Below are 16,194 nucleotides of genomic sequence, written 5' to 3' on the forward strand. Positions count from 1 at the left end.
TGTCATGCTATTGAATGGATAGCTGCTTGCGCTGGATTGGCAAGGGTTAGAGGCCGATTTGATCTGAAGGCACGTACACCCAGCCCTGCATCAGGATGCGGGCGCTGCGGCTCATCACCGCCTTGGTGACTTGCCATGCACCATCGACCTGCTGGGCCTCGGCGCCCACGCGCAAGGTGCCCGAGGGGTGGCCAAAACGCACCGCCTGGCGCTGGCCGCCGCCCGCTGCCAGGTTCACCAGCGTGCCGTCAATGGCCGCCGCCGTGGCGATGGCGACGGCGCAGGTGCCCATCATGGCGTGGTGCAGCTTGCCCATGGAAAGCGCCCGCACCAGCAAATCCACCTCGCCCGCTGCAATCGCCTTGCCGCTGGCGGCGGTGTAATCCTTGGGCGGGCTGACGAAGGCTAGTTTTGGCGTGTGCTGGCGCGCTGCCGCCTCCTCGGGCGTCTGGATCAGGCCCATGCGCAGCGCACCGGCGATGCGGATTTTTTCCAAGCGCGCCAGCTGCGCCGGGTCGTTGTTGATGTCCTGGCGCAGCTCGGTTCCCTGGTAGCCGATGTCGGCCGCGTTGACGAACACGGTGGGGATGCCGGCGCTGATCATCGTGGCTTTGAACGTACCAACGCCCGGCACCTCCAGGTCATCAACCAGGTTGCCGGTAGGAAATAGTGCCCCCACGCTTCCCACTGCGTGTGGTTCGCTGCCCCCCGAGGGGGCGCTCGCCAGCTTGGGGCGGCCCGACGCTGGCGAGGTTGCCCCACCGTCCTTGCCATCGTCCGACGGGTCGATGAACTCCAGCACGATTTCGGCGGCAGGGAAGGTGACGCCGTCCAGCTCAAAATCCCCCGCCTCCTGCACCTGCCCGCCCGTGATCGGCACATGGGCGATGATGGTTTTGCCGATGTTCGCCTGCCAGATGCGCACCACACACACGTCGTCGCTTGGGATGCGGCTGGCATCGACCAGGCCCGCGTGAATGGCGAACGCCCCGGCAGCAGTGGAGAGGTTGCCGCAGTTGCCGCTCCAGTCCACCAGGTCCTGGTCAATCGACACCTGGCCGTAGAGGTAGTCCACATCGTGCCCGGGGCGCTGGCTTGGGCTCAGGATGACGCATTTGCTGGTGCTGGACGTGGCCCCGCCCATGCCGTCGATCTGCGCGCCGTAGGGGTCGGGGCTGCCGATCACGCGCTGCAGCAGCTTATCGCGTGCGCGGCACGGGGTTTGGCAGCTTGCGGGCAGGTCTTGCAGGCGAAAGAACACGCCCTTGCTGGTGCCGCCGCGCATATAGGTGGCGGGGATTTTGAGTGGGTGGGTCATGGTTGTTGTCCCCTCTCCCCCGGCCCCTCTCCCGCAAGGGGAGAGGGGAGAGGATGCGGGGAAGTGGGGGTTGTAACTTGCGATAGAGGAGGGTGGATGAGGGCGGCTGTTGCCCCCCTCTCCCCTTGTGGGAGAGGGGGATGGGTTAGGGCGGCTGTTGCCCCCCTCTCCCCTTGCGGGAGAGGGGCCGGGGGAGAGGGGTCGGCAGCCCTCAACGCCGCCCAAATGCTTTCCAGCACCCCATCGGTATGCAGCAGGATGTCGTTGTTCCAAAAGCGCAGCACCGCAAAACCCTGGCTGCGCAGCCAGGCATCGCGGGCCTGGTCGTGCAGCGATTCGCCATGCTGGCCACCATCGGCTTCCACGATGAGACGGGCGCCGAAATGCACAAAATCCACGACATACGGGCCTATGGGGTGCTGGCGGCGGAATTTTTGGCCGTCCAGACGGTGGGCGCGCAGGTGCTTCCACAGGCGTTGTTCGGCGTCCGTCATGGTTTGGCGCAGGGTTTTGGCGAAGTCGCGTTGGTGCATGGATGGGCCCCCTCTCCCCCAGCCCCTCTCCCGCAAGGGGAGAGGGGAGTTGCGAATGCTGTGAATTTTGACCCCTCTCCCGCAAACGGCGAGGGGAGTTGCTGCTTTCTGTCTTGGCCCCTCTCCCCTTGCGGGCTTATGTATGCACACATCTTTTTTTGATAGCGCACAACGCTTGTTTAGCGCTGGTTTGCACTCCCTCTCCCCTTGCGGGCTTATGTATGCACACATCTTTTTTTGATAGCGCACAACGCTTGTTTAGCGCTGGTTTGCACTCCCTCTCCCCTTGCGGGAGAGGGTTGGGGAGAGGGGTGAATAGGCAAGGCGCTGCCAGCGCCCCCTCTCCCCCGGCCCCTCCCCCGCGAGGGGGGAGGGGAGCAAAAACCGCCCTTTGACCAGGCGGATGGGAGCCGTCAAAAGATGTGTGCATACATAAGCCCCTCGCGGGAGAAGAGTTGGGGAGAGGGGTGGTTTCACACCGCCACCTGCTGCGCCAGAAAATCCTGCGCAAAGCGCTGCAGCACGCCGCCCGCCTCGTACACGCTGACTTCTTCTGCCGTATCGAGGCGGCAGCGTACCGGCACGCGCTCCGTCTGGCCGCTCTTGCGGTGGATGAGCAGGCTCAGGCTGGCACACGGCTGCAGTGCGCCTTCCACGTCATAGGTCTCGGTGCCGTCCAGTCCCAAGGTCAGGCGCGTCGTGCCTGGCAGGAACTCCAGCGGCAGCACGCCCATGCCGATCAGGTTGGTGCGGTGGATGCGCTCAAAGCCCTCGGCCAGCACGGTCTCCACCCCCGCCAGGCGCACGCCCTTGGCGGCCCAGTCGCGGCTCGACCCCTGGCCGTAATCCGCCCCGGCGATGATGATGAGCGGCTGGCGGCGCTGGAGGTAGGTTTCGATCGCCTCCCACATCCGCACCACCTGGCCTTCGGGCTCGATGCGTGCCAGCGAGCCTTTTTGCACCTTGCCATCGACCACCGCCATTTCGTTGACCAGCTGCGGGTTGGCAAAGGTGGCGCGCAGGGCGGTGAGGTGGTCGCCCCGGTGCGTGGCGTAGGAGTTGAAGTCCTCTTCGCTCAATCCCATCTTCGCCAGGTACTCGCCTGCGGCGCTGTCGGCCAGGATGGCGTTGGAGGGCGAGATATGGTCGGTGGTGATGTTGTCCGGCAGGATGGCCAGGGGCCGCATATTGCGCAGCGTGCGCGGGAAGGCGGCCAGCGCCCCCACGCCCTCGGTATCCCAGTACGGCGGGCGGCGGATGTAGGTGGACTGGGCGCGCCAGTCGTACTGCGGGCTGACGCGCTCGGCGCGGCGCTTGTGCAGACTGAACATGGGCGCGTACACGGCGCGAAACTGCTCGGGCTTGACGGCCTGGACGGCGATGGCGTCAATCTCCGCGTCGCTGGGCCACAGGTCGCGCAGGCGGATGGCTTGGCCGTTCACCACGCCCAGCACGTCGTTTTCGATGTCAAAACGCACCGTGCCCGCAATGGCATAGGCCACCACCAGCGGCGGCGAGGCCAAAAACGCCTGCTTGGCGTAGGGGTGGATGCGCCCGTCAAAGTTGCGGTTGCCCGAAAGCACGGCCACGCTGTAGAGGTCGCGCACGATGATTTCTTGCTGAATCTTCGGGTCGAGCGCGCCGCTCATGCCGTTGCAGGTGGTGCAGGCAAAGCCGACGATGCCAAAGCCCAGCGCCTCCAGGTCGGCCAGCAGGTTGGCTTCTTTCAAATACAGCTCCACCGCCTTGGAGCCGGGCGCGAGCGAGGTTTTGACCCAGGGCTTGCGCGTGAGGCCCAGGCGGCGGGCATTGCGCGCCAGCAGCGCGGCGGCGATGACGTTGCGCGGGTTGCTGGTGTTGGTGCAGCTGGTGATGGCGGCAATGATGACGGCGCCATCGGGCAGCAGGCCCTGGGCTTCTTCTTCGCGGGCTTTTTGCAGCTTGGCCGTGCCGGCAATGCCGCGCTCGACCAGCGCCGTGGTCGGCAGGCGCCGGTGCGGGTTGCTCGGGCCCGCCATGTTGCGCACCACGCTGGAGAGGTCAAAGCGCAGCACGCGCTCGTACTCGGCACTCTGCAGGTCGGTGCGCCACAGGCCGGCGGTTTGGGCGTAGGTTTGCACCAGCTGCACCTGCTCGGGCGTGCGGTCGGTCAGGCGCAGGTAGGCGATGGTCTGTTCGTCGATGGCAAACAGCGCCGCCGTGGCGCCATATTCGGGGCACATATTGCTGATGGTGGCGCGGTCGCCCACCGAGAGGCTGTCGGCCCCCTGGCCAAAAAACTCCACGTAGGCGCCCACGACTTTTTCTTGGCGCAAAAACTCGGTCAGCGCCAGGGCAATATCGGTGGCGGTAATGCCGCCTTGCCGCCAGCCGGTGAGCTGCACGCCCACTATTGTCGGCAGGCGCATCCAACTGGCGCGGCCGAGCATCACGTTCTCGGCCTCCAGCCCGCCCACGCCCACCGCGATCACGCCCAGGGCATCGACGTGCGGCGTGTGGCTGTCGGTGCCAACGCAGGTGTCGGGGAAGGCCACGCCATCTTGCACGTAGACGACGGGCGACATTTTTTCCAGATTGATCTGGTGCATGATGCCGTTGCCCGCCGGGATCACCTCCACATTCGCAAAGGCTTGTTTCGTCCACTCGATGAAGTGAAAACGGTCTTCATTGCGCCGGTCTTCAATGGCGCGGTTCTTGGCAAAGGCCTCGGGGTCATAGCCGCCGCACTCCACCGCCAGCGAATGGTCCACGATGAGCTGCACCGGCACCACGGGGTTGACCTGCGCCGGGTCGCCGCCCTGGGCGGCAATGGCATCGCGCAGCCCCGCCAGATCGACCAGCGCCGTCTGCCCCAGGATGTCGTGGCACACCACGCGCACGGGGAACCACGGAAAGTCGGTGTCGCGCCGGCGCTCGATGAGCTGGCGCAGGTAGTCGTTCAACTGCGCCGGGTCGGCGCGGCGCACCAGGTTCTCGGCGTGGATGCGGGCGGTGTAGGGCAGGCGGGGCCAGGCGCCGGGGGCCAGGGCATCGACGGCTTCGCGGGCATCGTAGTAATGCAGGGCAGTGCCGGGCAGGGGTTTGCGGTGGGCGGTGTTCATGGTGAGGGCACGGTATGGTGGTTTTGCTCCCCTCTCCCCCTGTGGGAGAGGGGTTGGGGGAGAGGGGGCTTGGCAGGCGCAGTGCCTGTATCTTTCCCCCTCTCCCCGGCCCTCTCCCGCAAGGGGAGAGGGTGAAAGCAGCCGGGAGGCACATCGAGCAAGCGCAAGCAGCTATGGTTTTGATAGTTCATGGCTTTGGGCAAGGTGGCCGATCGGAGTTGCTCCCCTCTCCCCCTGTGGGAGAGGGGCTGGGGGAGAGGGGCTTGGCAGGCGCTGTGCCTGTATCTTTCCCCCTCTCCCCGGCCCTCTCCCGCAAGGGGAGAGGGTGAAAACAGCCGAGAGGCTTATCTGGCAAGCGCAAGCAGCTATGGTTTTTGATGTTCAGCGCGCCTCGATCGGCACGAACTGCTGATCCTCCGGCCCGGTGTAATTCGCACTCGGGCGGATGATCTTGTTGTCCATCCGCTGCTCGATCACATGCGCAGCCCAGCCGCTGGTGCGGGCAATGACGAACAGGGGGGTGAACATGGCAGTGGGCACCTGCATCATGTGGTAGCTGACGGCGCTGAACCAGTCGAGGTTGGGGAACATCTGCTTGACCTCCCACATCACGGCTTCGAGCCGCGCGGCAATGTCGTACATCTTGGTGGCACCGGCTTCTTGCGACAGGCGCTGGGCCACGCCCTTGATGACGACGTTGCGCGGGTCGCTCACGGTATAGACCGGGTGGCCAAAGCCGATCACCACCTCTTTGGCCTGCACGCGGCGGCGGATGTCGGCTTCGGCCTCGTCGGGGTTGTCGTAGCGCTTTTGAATTTCAAATGCCACCTCGTTGGCGCCGCCATGCTTGGGGCCGCGCAGCGCGCCAATGGCGCCCGCGATGCTCGAATACATGTCGCTGCCCGTGCCGGCGATCACCCGCGCCGTGAAGGTTGACGCATTGAACTCGTGCTCAGCGTACAGGTTGAGCGAGGTGTGCATGGCGCGCACCCAGGATGCACAAGGCTTCTCGCCGTGCAGCAGGTGCAGAAAATGCCCGCCGATGGAGTCGTCATCGGTCTCCACCTCGATGCGCCGGCCCGAGTTGCTGTAGTGGTACCAATACAGCAGCATCGATCCCAAGCTGGCCATGAGCCGGTCGGCAATGTCACGCGCACCGGGCAGGTTGTGGTCGTCTTTTTCGGGCAGGGCGCAGCCCAGGGCCGATACGCCGGTGCGCAGCACGTCCATGGGGTGGCTGGCGGCGGGCAGATGTTCGAGCGCCGCCTTCACGCTGCCGGGCAGGCCGCGCAGGGCGCGCAGCTTGGCCTTGTAGCTTTTCAATTCGGCGCGTGTGGGCAGCTTGCCGTGCACCAGCAGGTGGGCGATTTCTTCAAACTCGCAGACCTCGGCCATGTCCAGAATGTCGTAGCCCCGGTAGTGCAGGTCGTTGCCCGTGCGGCCCACGGTGCATAGCTGGGTGTTGCCCGCCTGCACGCCCGAGAGGGCGACGGATTTTTTGCCTTTGGGGGCCAGGGCAGGGGCGCTCAGGGTCATGGTGTCTCCAGGGTGGGGTTGCAATGCTTCGCAATTTACGCACAATGCACCCCCTCGGTAAGCCCTGAATTGGCGAATGATTGCAAAGGCTTGCCGCTTGTTTTGCGAAATTTGCGAATAAATCCACCATGAAAAAAACCTTTATGGGCGTGCGCCTGCGCCGCCTGCGCGAGGAGCGCGGCATGACCCAGGTGGCGCTGGCGCGTGCGCTGGAGTTATCAGCCAGCTACCTCAACCAGATCGAGCAAAACCAGCGCCCGCTCACCGTGCCGGTGCTGCTCAAGATCAACGCCGTGTTCGGCGTTGATGTGCAGCGCTTTTCCGACGACGACGAGGCCCGCCTGGTGGCCGGCCTGCGCGAGGCCCTGGCCGACGCGCCCCCGGGCAGCGAGGCCGTGTCGCTCGCAGAGATGCGCGAACTCGCTGCCAACATGCCCGCCCTGGCGCGCCGCCTGCTGGCGCTGCACCAGGGCCAGCGCAGCGCGCAGGAGCGCGCCGACGCCCTGGCTGCGCAACTGGGCGACGAGCGCGGCGGCCCGTTGCTGCAGGGCGCGCCGCCCGCTTATGAGGAGGTGCGCGACTTTTTCTTTTCCCGCCACAACCACATCGCTGAGCTTGACGACCTGGCCGAGCAATACGCCAGCGCCTGGGGCCTGCAGCCTGCTCGCGCGCACGAGGCGCTGGCGCAGCGCCTGCTCGCGGCCCACGGCGTGCGCTGCGTGCTCGACGATGCACCCGAGGCCAACGGGCAGGCCGACACCCCCTGGCGCCAGTTCGATCCCGCCAGCCGCGTGTTGCGCCTGGCCGCTTCTCTGGAGGCGGGGCAGCGCGCCTTTCACATGGCCACGCAGCTGGCGTTTTTGGAGTGTGCACCGCTCTTGCAGCAATTGGCCGAGGGCGCGGGCCTGGCCAGCGCCCAGGCGCGGGCGCTGGCGCGCGTCGGCCTGGCGCATTACTTCGCCGGCGCCCTGGTGCTGCCCTATGGCGCTTTTTTGCAGGCGGCGGAGAAGCTGGGCTACGACATCGACCAGCTGGGGCTGCGCTTTGGCGTCGGTTTTGAGACCGTGTGCCACCGCCTCTCCACCTTGCAGCGCCCCCAGGCGCGGGGCGTGCCGTTTTTCTTCGTGCGCGTGGACCGGGCGGGCAACATCAGCAAGCGCCAGTCGGCCACGCACTTTCACTTCAGCAAGATCGGCGGCACCTGCCCGCTGTGGAACGTGTACGAGGCTTTTGCCCAGCCCGGGCGCATCGTGCGCCAGATTGCCCGGATGCCCGATGGCCGCGCCTACCTGTGGGTGGCGCGCACCGTCTCGCGCCGCGCCGGCGGCTTTGGTGCGCCCGAGAAAACCTTTTCCGTCGCCCTGGGCTGCGACGTGCGCCACGCGCCGCAGCTGGTGTACGCCAAGGGCCTGGACCTGGCCGACCCCGAGGCTGGCGTGCCCATCGGCATGGGCTGCAAGGTGTGCGAGCGTGCCGCCTGCCCGCAGCGCGCCTTTCCAGCGCTGGGGCGGGCGCTGGCCGTGAACGAGAACCGCAGCGCGCTCGCGCCGTACCCGGTGGCGGGGTAACTGCCAAGCAGCCGCGCTAAAAAACGGCGCTATGCTGCACTGCAATGACTACAGCGCGGGGGCTGCATGGCATTTCGTTCGCGTTCTCGGGGTTTTTGGCGTGCCAGCGTGGCCGTGGTGTTGCTGGGCTGGGGCGTCACGGCACTTTTGGTGCAGCAGCAGCTGCACACCGGCGCCGCATTGGCGCAGGCACGCCTGGTCGATGAGGTGCGATCGAGCACCGACGCCCTGGCCCAGCGCATGGCCTCGTATGCCGAAGTGGTGGCCAGTGCGCGCGACATGTTCATCGTCAACCCCGCGCTGAGCCACCAGCAGTTTGACCTGGTGGCCAGCGCGCACGACTTTCGACAGCGCTACCCCGAGCTGCGCAACCTCTCGTTTTCGCGCCTCGTGCCTGCCGCCGATCTGCCCGCCTTTGAGCAGCGTTTGCAGGCCCAGGCCCGGGCCACGGGCCTGCCTGAGCAGGGCATCATCCACCCCCGCATCGAGCGCGCCGAGCACTACATCATCGAATACCTCTGGCCCCTGGAGCGCAATGCTGGCGTGTGGGGGCTCGACATTGCGTCGCAACCCGCTAATTTGGCTGCCGTCGAGCGTGGCCGCGCCACGGGTGAAACCACGCTGTCGGCGCCTTTTGGCCTGTTGCAAGAGACCGATCAACCCCTGGCTGTGGTTTTGCGCGGCCCGGTATTCGCTGGCACGCCGGCGCAGTTCATGGGCTCGGTTGCCGTGACGCTGCGCCTGAGCGAACTGCTCGACGCCGTGCACGCGCAGGGTTTTTTGAACGGTGTGGCGCTGAAACTGGAGGACTTGGGCAGCGATACCGATCTGCAGCCGGGTGAGCCCCAGTTCATGGGGGAATTTGGCGGCTTTCCCAGTGCCGAGCAGCTGCAGCAGGGCGACTTGCAGCCCGCCCGCCGTGCGCTGCAAGTGCAGGGGCGGCGCTGGCGATTGTTGTTCGTGCCCACGCGCAACATGCTCTCGCCGGCGGAACAGGCCTTGCCCTGGTGGATTGGCAGCGGTGGCTTGCTGGTGTCTTTGCTGCTGGGCGCCCTGGCCCATTTGCTGCTGCACCAGCGCTCACGCGCCTTGTCACACGCCGATCGCTCGCTGCTGGAGCTGCAGCGCAGCGAGGAGCGCTTTCGTGCCGTGTTCAACCAGGCCGCCGTCGGTGTGGCCCTGACCAGCGCGCACGACGAGCGCTTTGAGCGCGTCAACCAGCGCTACTGCGACATCGTCGGCTACAGCGCCCCCGAGCTACAGGCGCGCAGCGTGCGCAGCCTGGTATCGCCCGAAGATTGGCCCGCTTACCAAGAGCAGCTGCAGCAGTTGCAGACCGGGCAGGTGGGGGCACTGCGCCTGGAGCAGCGCTTGGTGCAGTCTGGCGGCCACCCGATCTGGGTTGATTGCACGCTCTCGCGCATCGAGCAAGGCGGGGCCGAGGCGGCGTTTTACGTCAGCGTCATCCAAGACATTACGGAGCGGCGCCAGATTCAAGAGGCGCTGCGCGCGAGTGAACAGCGCCTGCGCGCCATTCTTGACCATCTGCCAGTGGGCATCTTGCTCGTTGCGCAGGGCGAGGAGGTGGTGTTTCGCAACCGGCGCTTTGTCGAAATCACGGGCTACACCGAGGCGCAGCTGCAAAGCACGAGCAGCTGGTGGCTGCGCGCTTACCCCGACCCCCGGGTGCGCGAGCGCATCCGCAGCCACTGGCAGGTGCTGTGCGAGCAAGCACCACAGGCCGATGGGGTGATTGCTACGGGCGAATACGAAATTGTGTGCGCCGACGACAGCAAGCGCATCGTCGATATCTCGGGCGTGCTCCAGGGGGAGAACCATCTGGTGATTTTTGAAGACGTGACGGCGCAGCGCGCAGCGCAGGAAGAAATCAACTACCTGGCGCACTACGACGCCCTGACCGAGCTGCCCAATCGCCAACAGCTGCTGCAGCTCTTGCGCCAGGTGCTTGGCGGCTGTGCCCGCTTGCACCACAGCGGCGCGCTGCTGCTGCTTGACATCGACCACTTCAAAAACCTCAACGAAACGCGCGGCCACGACTGGGGTGACCAGCTGCTGCGCCAGATGGCCGAGCGCCTGCGCGGCTGTATGCACGAGCACGCCAGTGTTGCGCGCCACGGTGATGACGAATTCGTGGTCGTGCTCGAAAGCCTGGAGGCCCAGCCGCAGCAGGCGGTCGAGCAGGCACGCGCCGAAGGCGAGCGCATTTTGCAGGTACTGCGCGCGCCCTTCATGCTGGGCGCCGAGCCCTACCATGGCAGCGTCAGCATGGGAGCCGTGGTGTTTCAGGGCCTGGGCGATACGGAGGCCGAGCTGCTCAAGAAAGCCGACCTCGCCATGCACCAGGCCAAGGCCGCCGGGCGCGACCAGCTGCAGTTCCACGACCCGCAGGTGCAGGCCGTGCTGCACGAGCGCGCGCAGCTCGAACGCTATCTGCGCGAGGGCCTGGCGCAAGGCCAGCTGGCGCTGTACTACCAGCCGCAGATGGACATGGCCGGGCACATCATCGGCTGCGAGGCGCTCTTGCGCTGGCGCCACCCGCAGCTGGGCTTTGTCTCGCCCGCCACCTTCATCCCGCTGGCCGAAGATACGGGGCTGATCCTGCCCATTGGCCAGTGGGTGCTGCACACCGCCTGCGCCCAGCTCGCCGCCTGGGCCCGGCAGCCGGCGCTGGCGGCGTTGACGCTGGCGGTGAACGTGAGTGCGCGCCAATTCCACCAGGAGAGCTTCGTGCCCGGCGTGCTCGCCGCCATTGCCAGCGCCGGCGCCAATGCCCGCCGTCTGGAGCTCGAACTCACCGAAAGCCTGCTGCTGCAGGACGTGCAGGACACCGTGGCCAAGATGGTGCAGCTCAAGGGCTATGGCCTGCGCTTTGCGCTCGACGACTTTGGCACGGGGTATTCGTCGCTCGCCTACCTCAAGCGCCTGCCGCTGGAGCAGCTCAAGATCGACCAGGGTTTTGTGCGCGACGTGCTCGTCGATCCCAACGACGCCGCCATCGCCCGCACCATCGTCGCCCTGGGCAGCAGCCTGGGCCTGCGCGTGATCGCCGAGGGCGTGGAGACCGAGGCCCAGCGCGACTTTTTGCAGCGCGCCCAATGCCATGCCTGGCAGGGCTACCTCAAAAGCCCGGCCTTGCCCGCCGCCGAATTTGAGGCCCTGGTGCTGGCGCAGGCGCCGCCCGGTAACTCCTAAAACAATAGCTGCTAGCGCTTGCTGGTAGGGCGCTAGAGCCGTTTTTTATACTTATTTGAGCGCAGCCGCCCAGGCCGGCAAGCGGGGAGGGCGGCGCGGTATGATCGCCGGCTGTCCGCGCCCGCCCCGGCGCCCACACACCACCAGCCCAGCCCCCGTGCGCCTGCAGTCCATCAAACTCTCCGGCTTCAAGTCTTTTGCCGAGCCCACCAATTTTTTGCTCCCCGGCCAGCTCGTCGGGGTGGTGGGGCCCAATGGCTGCGGCAAATCCAACATCATGGACGCCGTGCGCTGGGTGCTGGGCGAGAGCAAGGCCAGCGAGCTGCGCGGCGAGTCCATGCAGGACGTGATCTTCAACGGCACCACCAGCCGCAAGCCCGCCAGCCGCGCCAGTGTGGAGCTCACGTTCGATAACGCCGACCACCGCGCCGGCGGCCAATGGAGCCAGTTTGCCGAGATCGCCGTCAAGCGCGTGCTCACGCGCGACGGTGGCAGCAGCTACTACATCAACAACCAGGCCGTGCGCCGGCGCGACGTGCAGGACGTGTTCCTGGGCACCGGCCTGGGCCCGCGCGCCTACGCCATCATCGGCCAGGGCACCATCAGCCGCATCATCGAAAGCCGCCCTGAGGAGCTGCGCCTGTTCCTCGAAGAAGCGGCGGGCGTCAGCAAATACAAAGAGCGCCGGCGCGAGACCGAAAACCGCCTGGCCGACACGCGCGAGAACCTCACGCGCGTGGACGACATCCTGCGTGAGCTCAACGCCAACTTGGAAAAACTCGAAAAGCAGGCCGAGGTTGCCGCGCGCTACAACGCCCTGCACGGCGACGTCACGCTCAAGCAGCAGCAGCTGTGGTTCTTCAAGCGCGCCGAGGCCGAGGCCGAGCAAAACTGCGTGCGCACCGAGGGCCTGCAGGCCGTCAACGACCTGGAGGCGCGCATGGCCGAGCTGCGCCACGTCGAGGCCGACCTCGAAGCCATCCGCCAGGCGCACTACGCGGCGGGCGACGCCGTCAACCAGGCCCAGGGCCAGCTCTACGAGGCCACGGCTGAAGTGGGCAAGCTCGAGGCCGAGATCCGCTACGTCGTCGAAGGCCGTCAGCGCGTGGCCCAGCGCCTGCAGCAGCTCGCAGAGCAGAGCGCGCAATGGGCCGAGCGCAGCCAAGAGGCCCAGGCCGAGCTCGAAACCCTCGAAGGCGCCGGCCTCGATGCCGAGGAGCAGGCAGAAATCCTCGCCGCCCAGCTCGAAGAACAGGCCGCGCGCCTGCCCGAGCTTGAAGACGCGCTGCGCCAGGCGCAAGAGCGCACCAGCGGCCAGCGCGCTAGGGTGGTGCAGGTGCAGCAGCAAATCCAGGTGCTCGCAGCCGAACAGCGCAGCCTCGACGAGCAAAGCCGCCAGGCGCAGGCGCGCAGCGAACGCCTGCACCAGGAGCGCCAGGCCCTGGTTGCGCCCGATGCGGCTGAGCTCGAAGACCTGCAGGCCCAGCTGGCCGTGGCCAGCGAGGCCGCCGAGCTGGCCGAGGCCCAGCTGCACGAGTTGCAAGAGAGTCTGCCCCAGCTCGACGAGGCGCGCAGCACCGGCCAGCAGGCGGTGAACGAACAAAGCGCGCGCCAGGCCGAGCTGTCGGCGCGGCTGGAGGCGCTCAAGGCGCTGCAGGAGAAGGTCAAAGTCTCGGGCAAGCTCCAGCCCTGGCTGGCGCAGCAGGGGCTTGACGGCCTGCAGGGCCTGTGGAGCCGCATCCACATCGATCAGGGCTGGGAAAACGCCCTTGAAGCCGCGCTGCGCGAGCGCATGGGCGCGCTCGAAGTGGGCCGCCTGGAGAGCGTGCGCGGCTTTGCCGGCAGCAGCGGCCAGGGTGTGCCGCCGGCGCGCCTGGTGTTCTTCAGCCTGCAAGACTGCAGCCCCGGCGCACCCGCTGGCAGCAGCCTCCAGCCCCTGGCCGGCCTGCTGCGCGTGGCCGATGCGCCGCTGCGCGCGCTGCTCACCGACTGGCTGCAGGGCTGCTACACCGCCGCGCACCTGGACGAGGCCCTGGCCGCGCGCAACCAGCTGCAGCCGGGGGAGACGATTTTTCTCGCCAGCGGCCACGCCGTGGGCCGGCACAGCGTGGGCTTTTACGCCCAGGACTCGGAGCAGTCCGGCCTGCTGGCGCGCGCGCAGGAGATCGAACACCTGGAAAAAGAACTGCGCGCCCAGCAATACCTGTGCGACGAGGCGCGCACCGCCCTGGCCCGTGCCGAGCACCAGTACCAGGACGCCAACACCCGCCTGCAGGCCGTGCGCCGCGAAGCCAGCAGCAGCCAGGCCAGCGCGCACGCGCTGCAGGTGCAGGTGCTGCGCCTGTCGCAGCAGCTCGAACAAACGCGCGCGCGCAGCCAGCAGCTGGGCGACGACCTGGCCGAGGTGCAGGCGCAGCTGGCCGACTGGGCCGAGCGCCGCGCCCTGAGCGAGGCGCGCTTTGAAGAACTCGACCTGCAGCTGGCCGAGCAGCAAGAGGCCGAGGCGCAGCTGGGCGACGCCGTCATCGCCGCCGAACGCCGCCTGGCCGATGGCCGCGAGCAGCAGCGCAGCCTGGAGCGGCGCGCGCAGGAGGCGCAGTTTTCGCAGCGCAGCCTGCAGGCACGCCGCGCCGAGCTGGCGCGCACCATGGACACCGCCGCGCAGCAAACGCGCGCCCTGGCCGACGAGCAGCAGCGCGCCCAGGCCGAGCAAGAGCGCCTGTCGGCCGCCGCCGCCCAGGGCGGGCTGCAGGATGCCCTGGCACTGAAAATGGCGCGCGAACAGGCCCTGGCCGAATGCCGCAGCCAGTACGACGGCCTGACAGCGCAGCTGCGCGCGAGCGACGAGCGCCGCCTGCAGGCGGAAAAAACCCTGGAGCCGCTGCGCCAGCGCATCACCGAATTCCAGCTCAAGGAGCAGGCTGCGCGCCTGGGACTGGAGCAGTACAGCGAGCTGCTGACCGAGGCGCAGGCCGACCTGGCGCAGCTGGCACAGTCGATCGCCGAGGGCGGCGTGCGCCAGCACGGCCTGCAAAGCGAGATCGAGCGCCTGCACCGCGAGATTGCCGCGCTGGGCGCGGTCAACCTGGCGGCGCTCGAAGAGCTGGGCCTGGCGCGCGAGCGCAAGACCTTCCTCGACGCCCAGACCGAAGACCTGACGCTGGCCATGAACACCCTGGAGGCGGCGATCGCCAAGATCGACGCCGAGACGCGCGAGCTGCTCTCGGGCACGTTCGACACCGTCAATGGCCACTTTGGCCGCATGTTCCCCGAGCTGTTTGGCGGCGGCCAGGCCAGGCTCATCATCACCGGCGATGAAATCCTCGACTCCGGCGTGCAGGTCATGGCGCAGCCGCCGGGCAAGAAGAACCAGACCATCCACCTGCTCTCGGGCGGCGAGAAGGCCCTGACGGCCATCGCCCTGGTGTTTGCCATCTTCCAGCTCAACCCGGCGCCGTTTTGCCTGCTCGACGAGGTCGATGCGCCGCTGGACGACGCCAACACCGAGCGCTACGCCAAACTGGTGTCGGCCATGAGCAGCGGCACGCAGTTCCTCTTCATCAGCCACAACAAAATCGCCATGGAAATGGCCCAGCAACTCATTGGCGTGACCATGCAGGAGCAGGGCGTTTCACGTATCGTCGCGGTCGATATGGAATCGGCCCTGTCCATGGCCGAGATGGCCTGAAAATAGCAACCATGAGCACCTTGCAACTGAGTCTGGCAATCATTGGCGGCATTGTGTTGGCCGTGATCGTTGCCTACAACGCCTGGAACACCCACCGCAACCAACCGCGCCGTGCCCAGCCCGAGAGCGCCCCCGTACCGCCGCCCGAGGCGGATGAGGCACTGGCGCCCGGTCTGCGCGCCGAGCCCGCGTTCGACGCCCCTTTTGGCGCCAGCGGTGTGCCCGTCACGCCCGCCAGCCGGCGCGAGCCGGGCCTGGCCGAGGCCCCAGCCGGCGCCATGGGCGTGCCCCCGGCGGCTCTGGAGCGGGACGCAGACGACGAAGATGCAGCCGCGCAGGTGCTCGCCGCCAGCGCCGCGCACGCTGCGCCGGTGCACGATGCGCTGCTGCAGCGCGCGGGCGCCGCGCACGCCAAAATCCATCTCGACCCGCTGATCGACGCCATGGCCTCGCTGCTGGTTGAAAACCTGGTCTCTGGCGAAGCCGCCCTGGCCGCCATGCCCCCCACCCAGCGCGCGGGCAGCAAGCCCTTTGCCATCGAAGGCTTCAACGCCAGCAGCCAGCTGTGGGAGGCGCCGCAGCCAGGCCAGCGCTACATGGCCTTCCAGGCCGGGGTGCAGCTGGCCAACCGCACCGGGGCGCTGACGCAGATCGAGTTTTCTGAATTCGTCGCCAAGACCCAGGCGTTTTGCGACAGCCTGGGCGCCGCCCCCGAATTCCCCGACATGGCGCACGAAGTGGCGCGCGCACGCGAGCTTGACCAGTTCGCCAGCGGCCACGACGCCCAGCTCTCGTTCCTGCTCTGCGCCCGCCAGGCCGCCTGGAGCCCGGGCTACGTGCAGCAAAGCGCCGCGCGCCTGGGCTTTGTCGCTGGCGCCATGCCAGGGCTGCTGCAGCTGCCCAGCTCCACCCCCGGGCACGCGCCCCTGCTGCAGCTGTCGTTCGACCAGCACGCTGCCCTGGCCGACGACATGGACCAGTCGGCCGTGCGCGAACTCAACCTGAGCCTGGACGTGCCCCAGGTCGCGCGCGCCGAACGCCCGCTGGAGCGCTTGCGCGAAGTCGCCCAGGCCCTGGCCGATAGCATGGATGCGCTGCTGTGCGACCAGGACGGCACCCCCTTGCCCAGCATGGCAATGGACGCCATCGCCGCCGACCTGGAGCAGCTCTACGACCTGCTCGACGGGCGCGAGCTGTGCGCCGGCAGCCCGCTGGCGCGGCGCCTGTTCAGCTAAGC

At 67.4% G+C, this 16,194-nt stretch carries 8 protein-coding genes; 4 read left to right on the forward strand and 4 right to left on the reverse strand.

The window, feature by feature from the left end; all coding sequences use genetic code 11:
* Window positions 1-46: 46 nt before the first annotated feature.
* From G7045_RS06010 to prpC, 4 genes are all read right to left on the reverse strand, one after another.
* A complete protein-coding gene (locus G7045_RS06010; protein ID WP_166158693.1) occupies window positions 47-1,318 on the reverse strand; it encodes a PrpF domain-containing protein in 1,272 nt (423 codons plus the stop codon).
* On the reverse strand, window positions 1,315-2,082 hold the full coding sequence (locus G7045_RS14890) for an endonuclease domain-containing protein (protein ID WP_370521759.1): 768 nt from the start codon (window positions 2,080-2,082) through the stop codon (window positions 1,315-1,317). The genes G7045_RS06010 and G7045_RS14890 overlap by 4 nt, the downstream gene beginning before the upstream one ends.
* A 242-nt stretch (window positions 2,083-2,324) precedes the next feature.
* Complete coding sequence (acnD, locus tag G7045_RS06020) at window positions 2,325-4,952, reverse strand: Fe/S-dependent 2-methylisocitrate dehydratase AcnD (RefSeq protein WP_166158699.1); 2,628 nt, start codon at window positions 4,950-4,952, stop codon at window positions 2,325-2,327.
* Between the two features lie 381 nt (window positions 4,953-5,333).
* Window positions 5,334-6,488, reverse strand: a complete 1,155-nt coding sequence (gene prpC / locus G7045_RS06025) for a 2-methylcitrate synthase (RefSeq protein ID WP_166158702.1) — start codon at window positions 6,486-6,488, stop codon at window positions 5,334-5,336.
* 128 nt (window positions 6,489-6,616) lie between these two features.
* Here prpC and G7045_RS06030 point away from each other — a divergent pair, with 128 nt between their 5' ends.
* The 4 genes from G7045_RS06030 (at window position 6,617) to G7045_RS06045 (ending at window position 16,192) form a co-directional block, all read left to right on the forward strand.
* Complete coding sequence (locus tag G7045_RS06030; protein WP_166158705.1) at window positions 6,617-8,056, forward strand: short-chain fatty acyl-CoA regulator family protein; 1,440 nt, start codon at window positions 6,617-6,619, stop codon at window positions 8,054-8,056.
* Between the two features lie 66 nt (window positions 8,057-8,122).
* A complete protein-coding gene (locus G7045_RS06035; RefSeq protein ID WP_166158708.1) occupies window positions 8,123-11,269 on the forward strand; it encodes an EAL domain-containing protein in 3,147 nt (1,048 codons plus the stop codon).
* Window positions 11,270-11,426: 157 nt separating this feature from the next.
* Complete coding sequence (smc, locus tag G7045_RS06040; RefSeq protein ID WP_166160369.1) at window positions 11,427-14,957, forward strand: chromosome segregation protein SMC; 3,531 nt, start codon at window positions 11,427-11,429, stop codon at window positions 14,955-14,957.
* Between the two features lie 11 nt (window positions 14,958-14,968).
* Complete coding sequence (locus G7045_RS06045) at window positions 14,969-16,192, forward strand: cell division protein ZipA C-terminal FtsZ-binding domain-containing protein (RefSeq protein WP_166158711.1); 1,224 nt, start codon at window positions 14,969-14,971, stop codon at window positions 16,190-16,192.
* The last annotated feature ends 2 nt before the right edge of the window (window positions 16,193-16,194 follow it).

The organism is Acidovorax sp. HDW3, assembly GCF_011303755.1.
Taxonomy (GTDB): Bacteria; Pseudomonadota; Gammaproteobacteria; order Burkholderiales; family Burkholderiaceae_C; genus Paenacidovorax.

Excerpts from the sequence above, each read along its gene's own strand:
- G7045_RS06010 (WP_166158693.1), bottom strand. The coding sequence starts at position 1,318 with ATGACCCACCCACTCAAAATCCCCGCCACCTATATGCGCGGCGGCACC.
- G7045_RS14890 (WP_370521759.1), bottom strand. The coding sequence starts at position 2,082 with ATGTGTGCATACATAAGCCCGCAAGGGGAGAGGGAGTGCAAACCAGCG.
- acnD (WP_166158699.1), bottom strand. The coding sequence starts at position 4,952 with ATGAACACCGCCCACCGCAAACCCCTGCCCGGCACTGCCCTGCATTAC.
- prpC (WP_166158702.1), bottom strand. The coding sequence starts at position 6,488 with ATGACCCTGAGCGCCCCTGCCCTGGCCCCCAAAGGCAAAAAATCCGTC.
- G7045_RS06030 (WP_166158705.1), top strand. The coding sequence starts at position 6,617 with ATGAAAAAAACCTTTATGGGCGTGCGCCTGCGCCGCCTGCGCGAGGAG.
- G7045_RS06035 (WP_166158708.1), top strand. The coding sequence starts at position 8,123 with ATGGCATTTCGTTCGCGTTCTCGGGGTTTTTGGCGTGCCAGCGTGGCC.
- G7045_RS06045 (WP_166158711.1), top strand. The coding sequence starts at position 14,969 with ATGAGCACCTTGCAACTGAGTCTGGCAATCATTGGCGGCATTGTGTTG.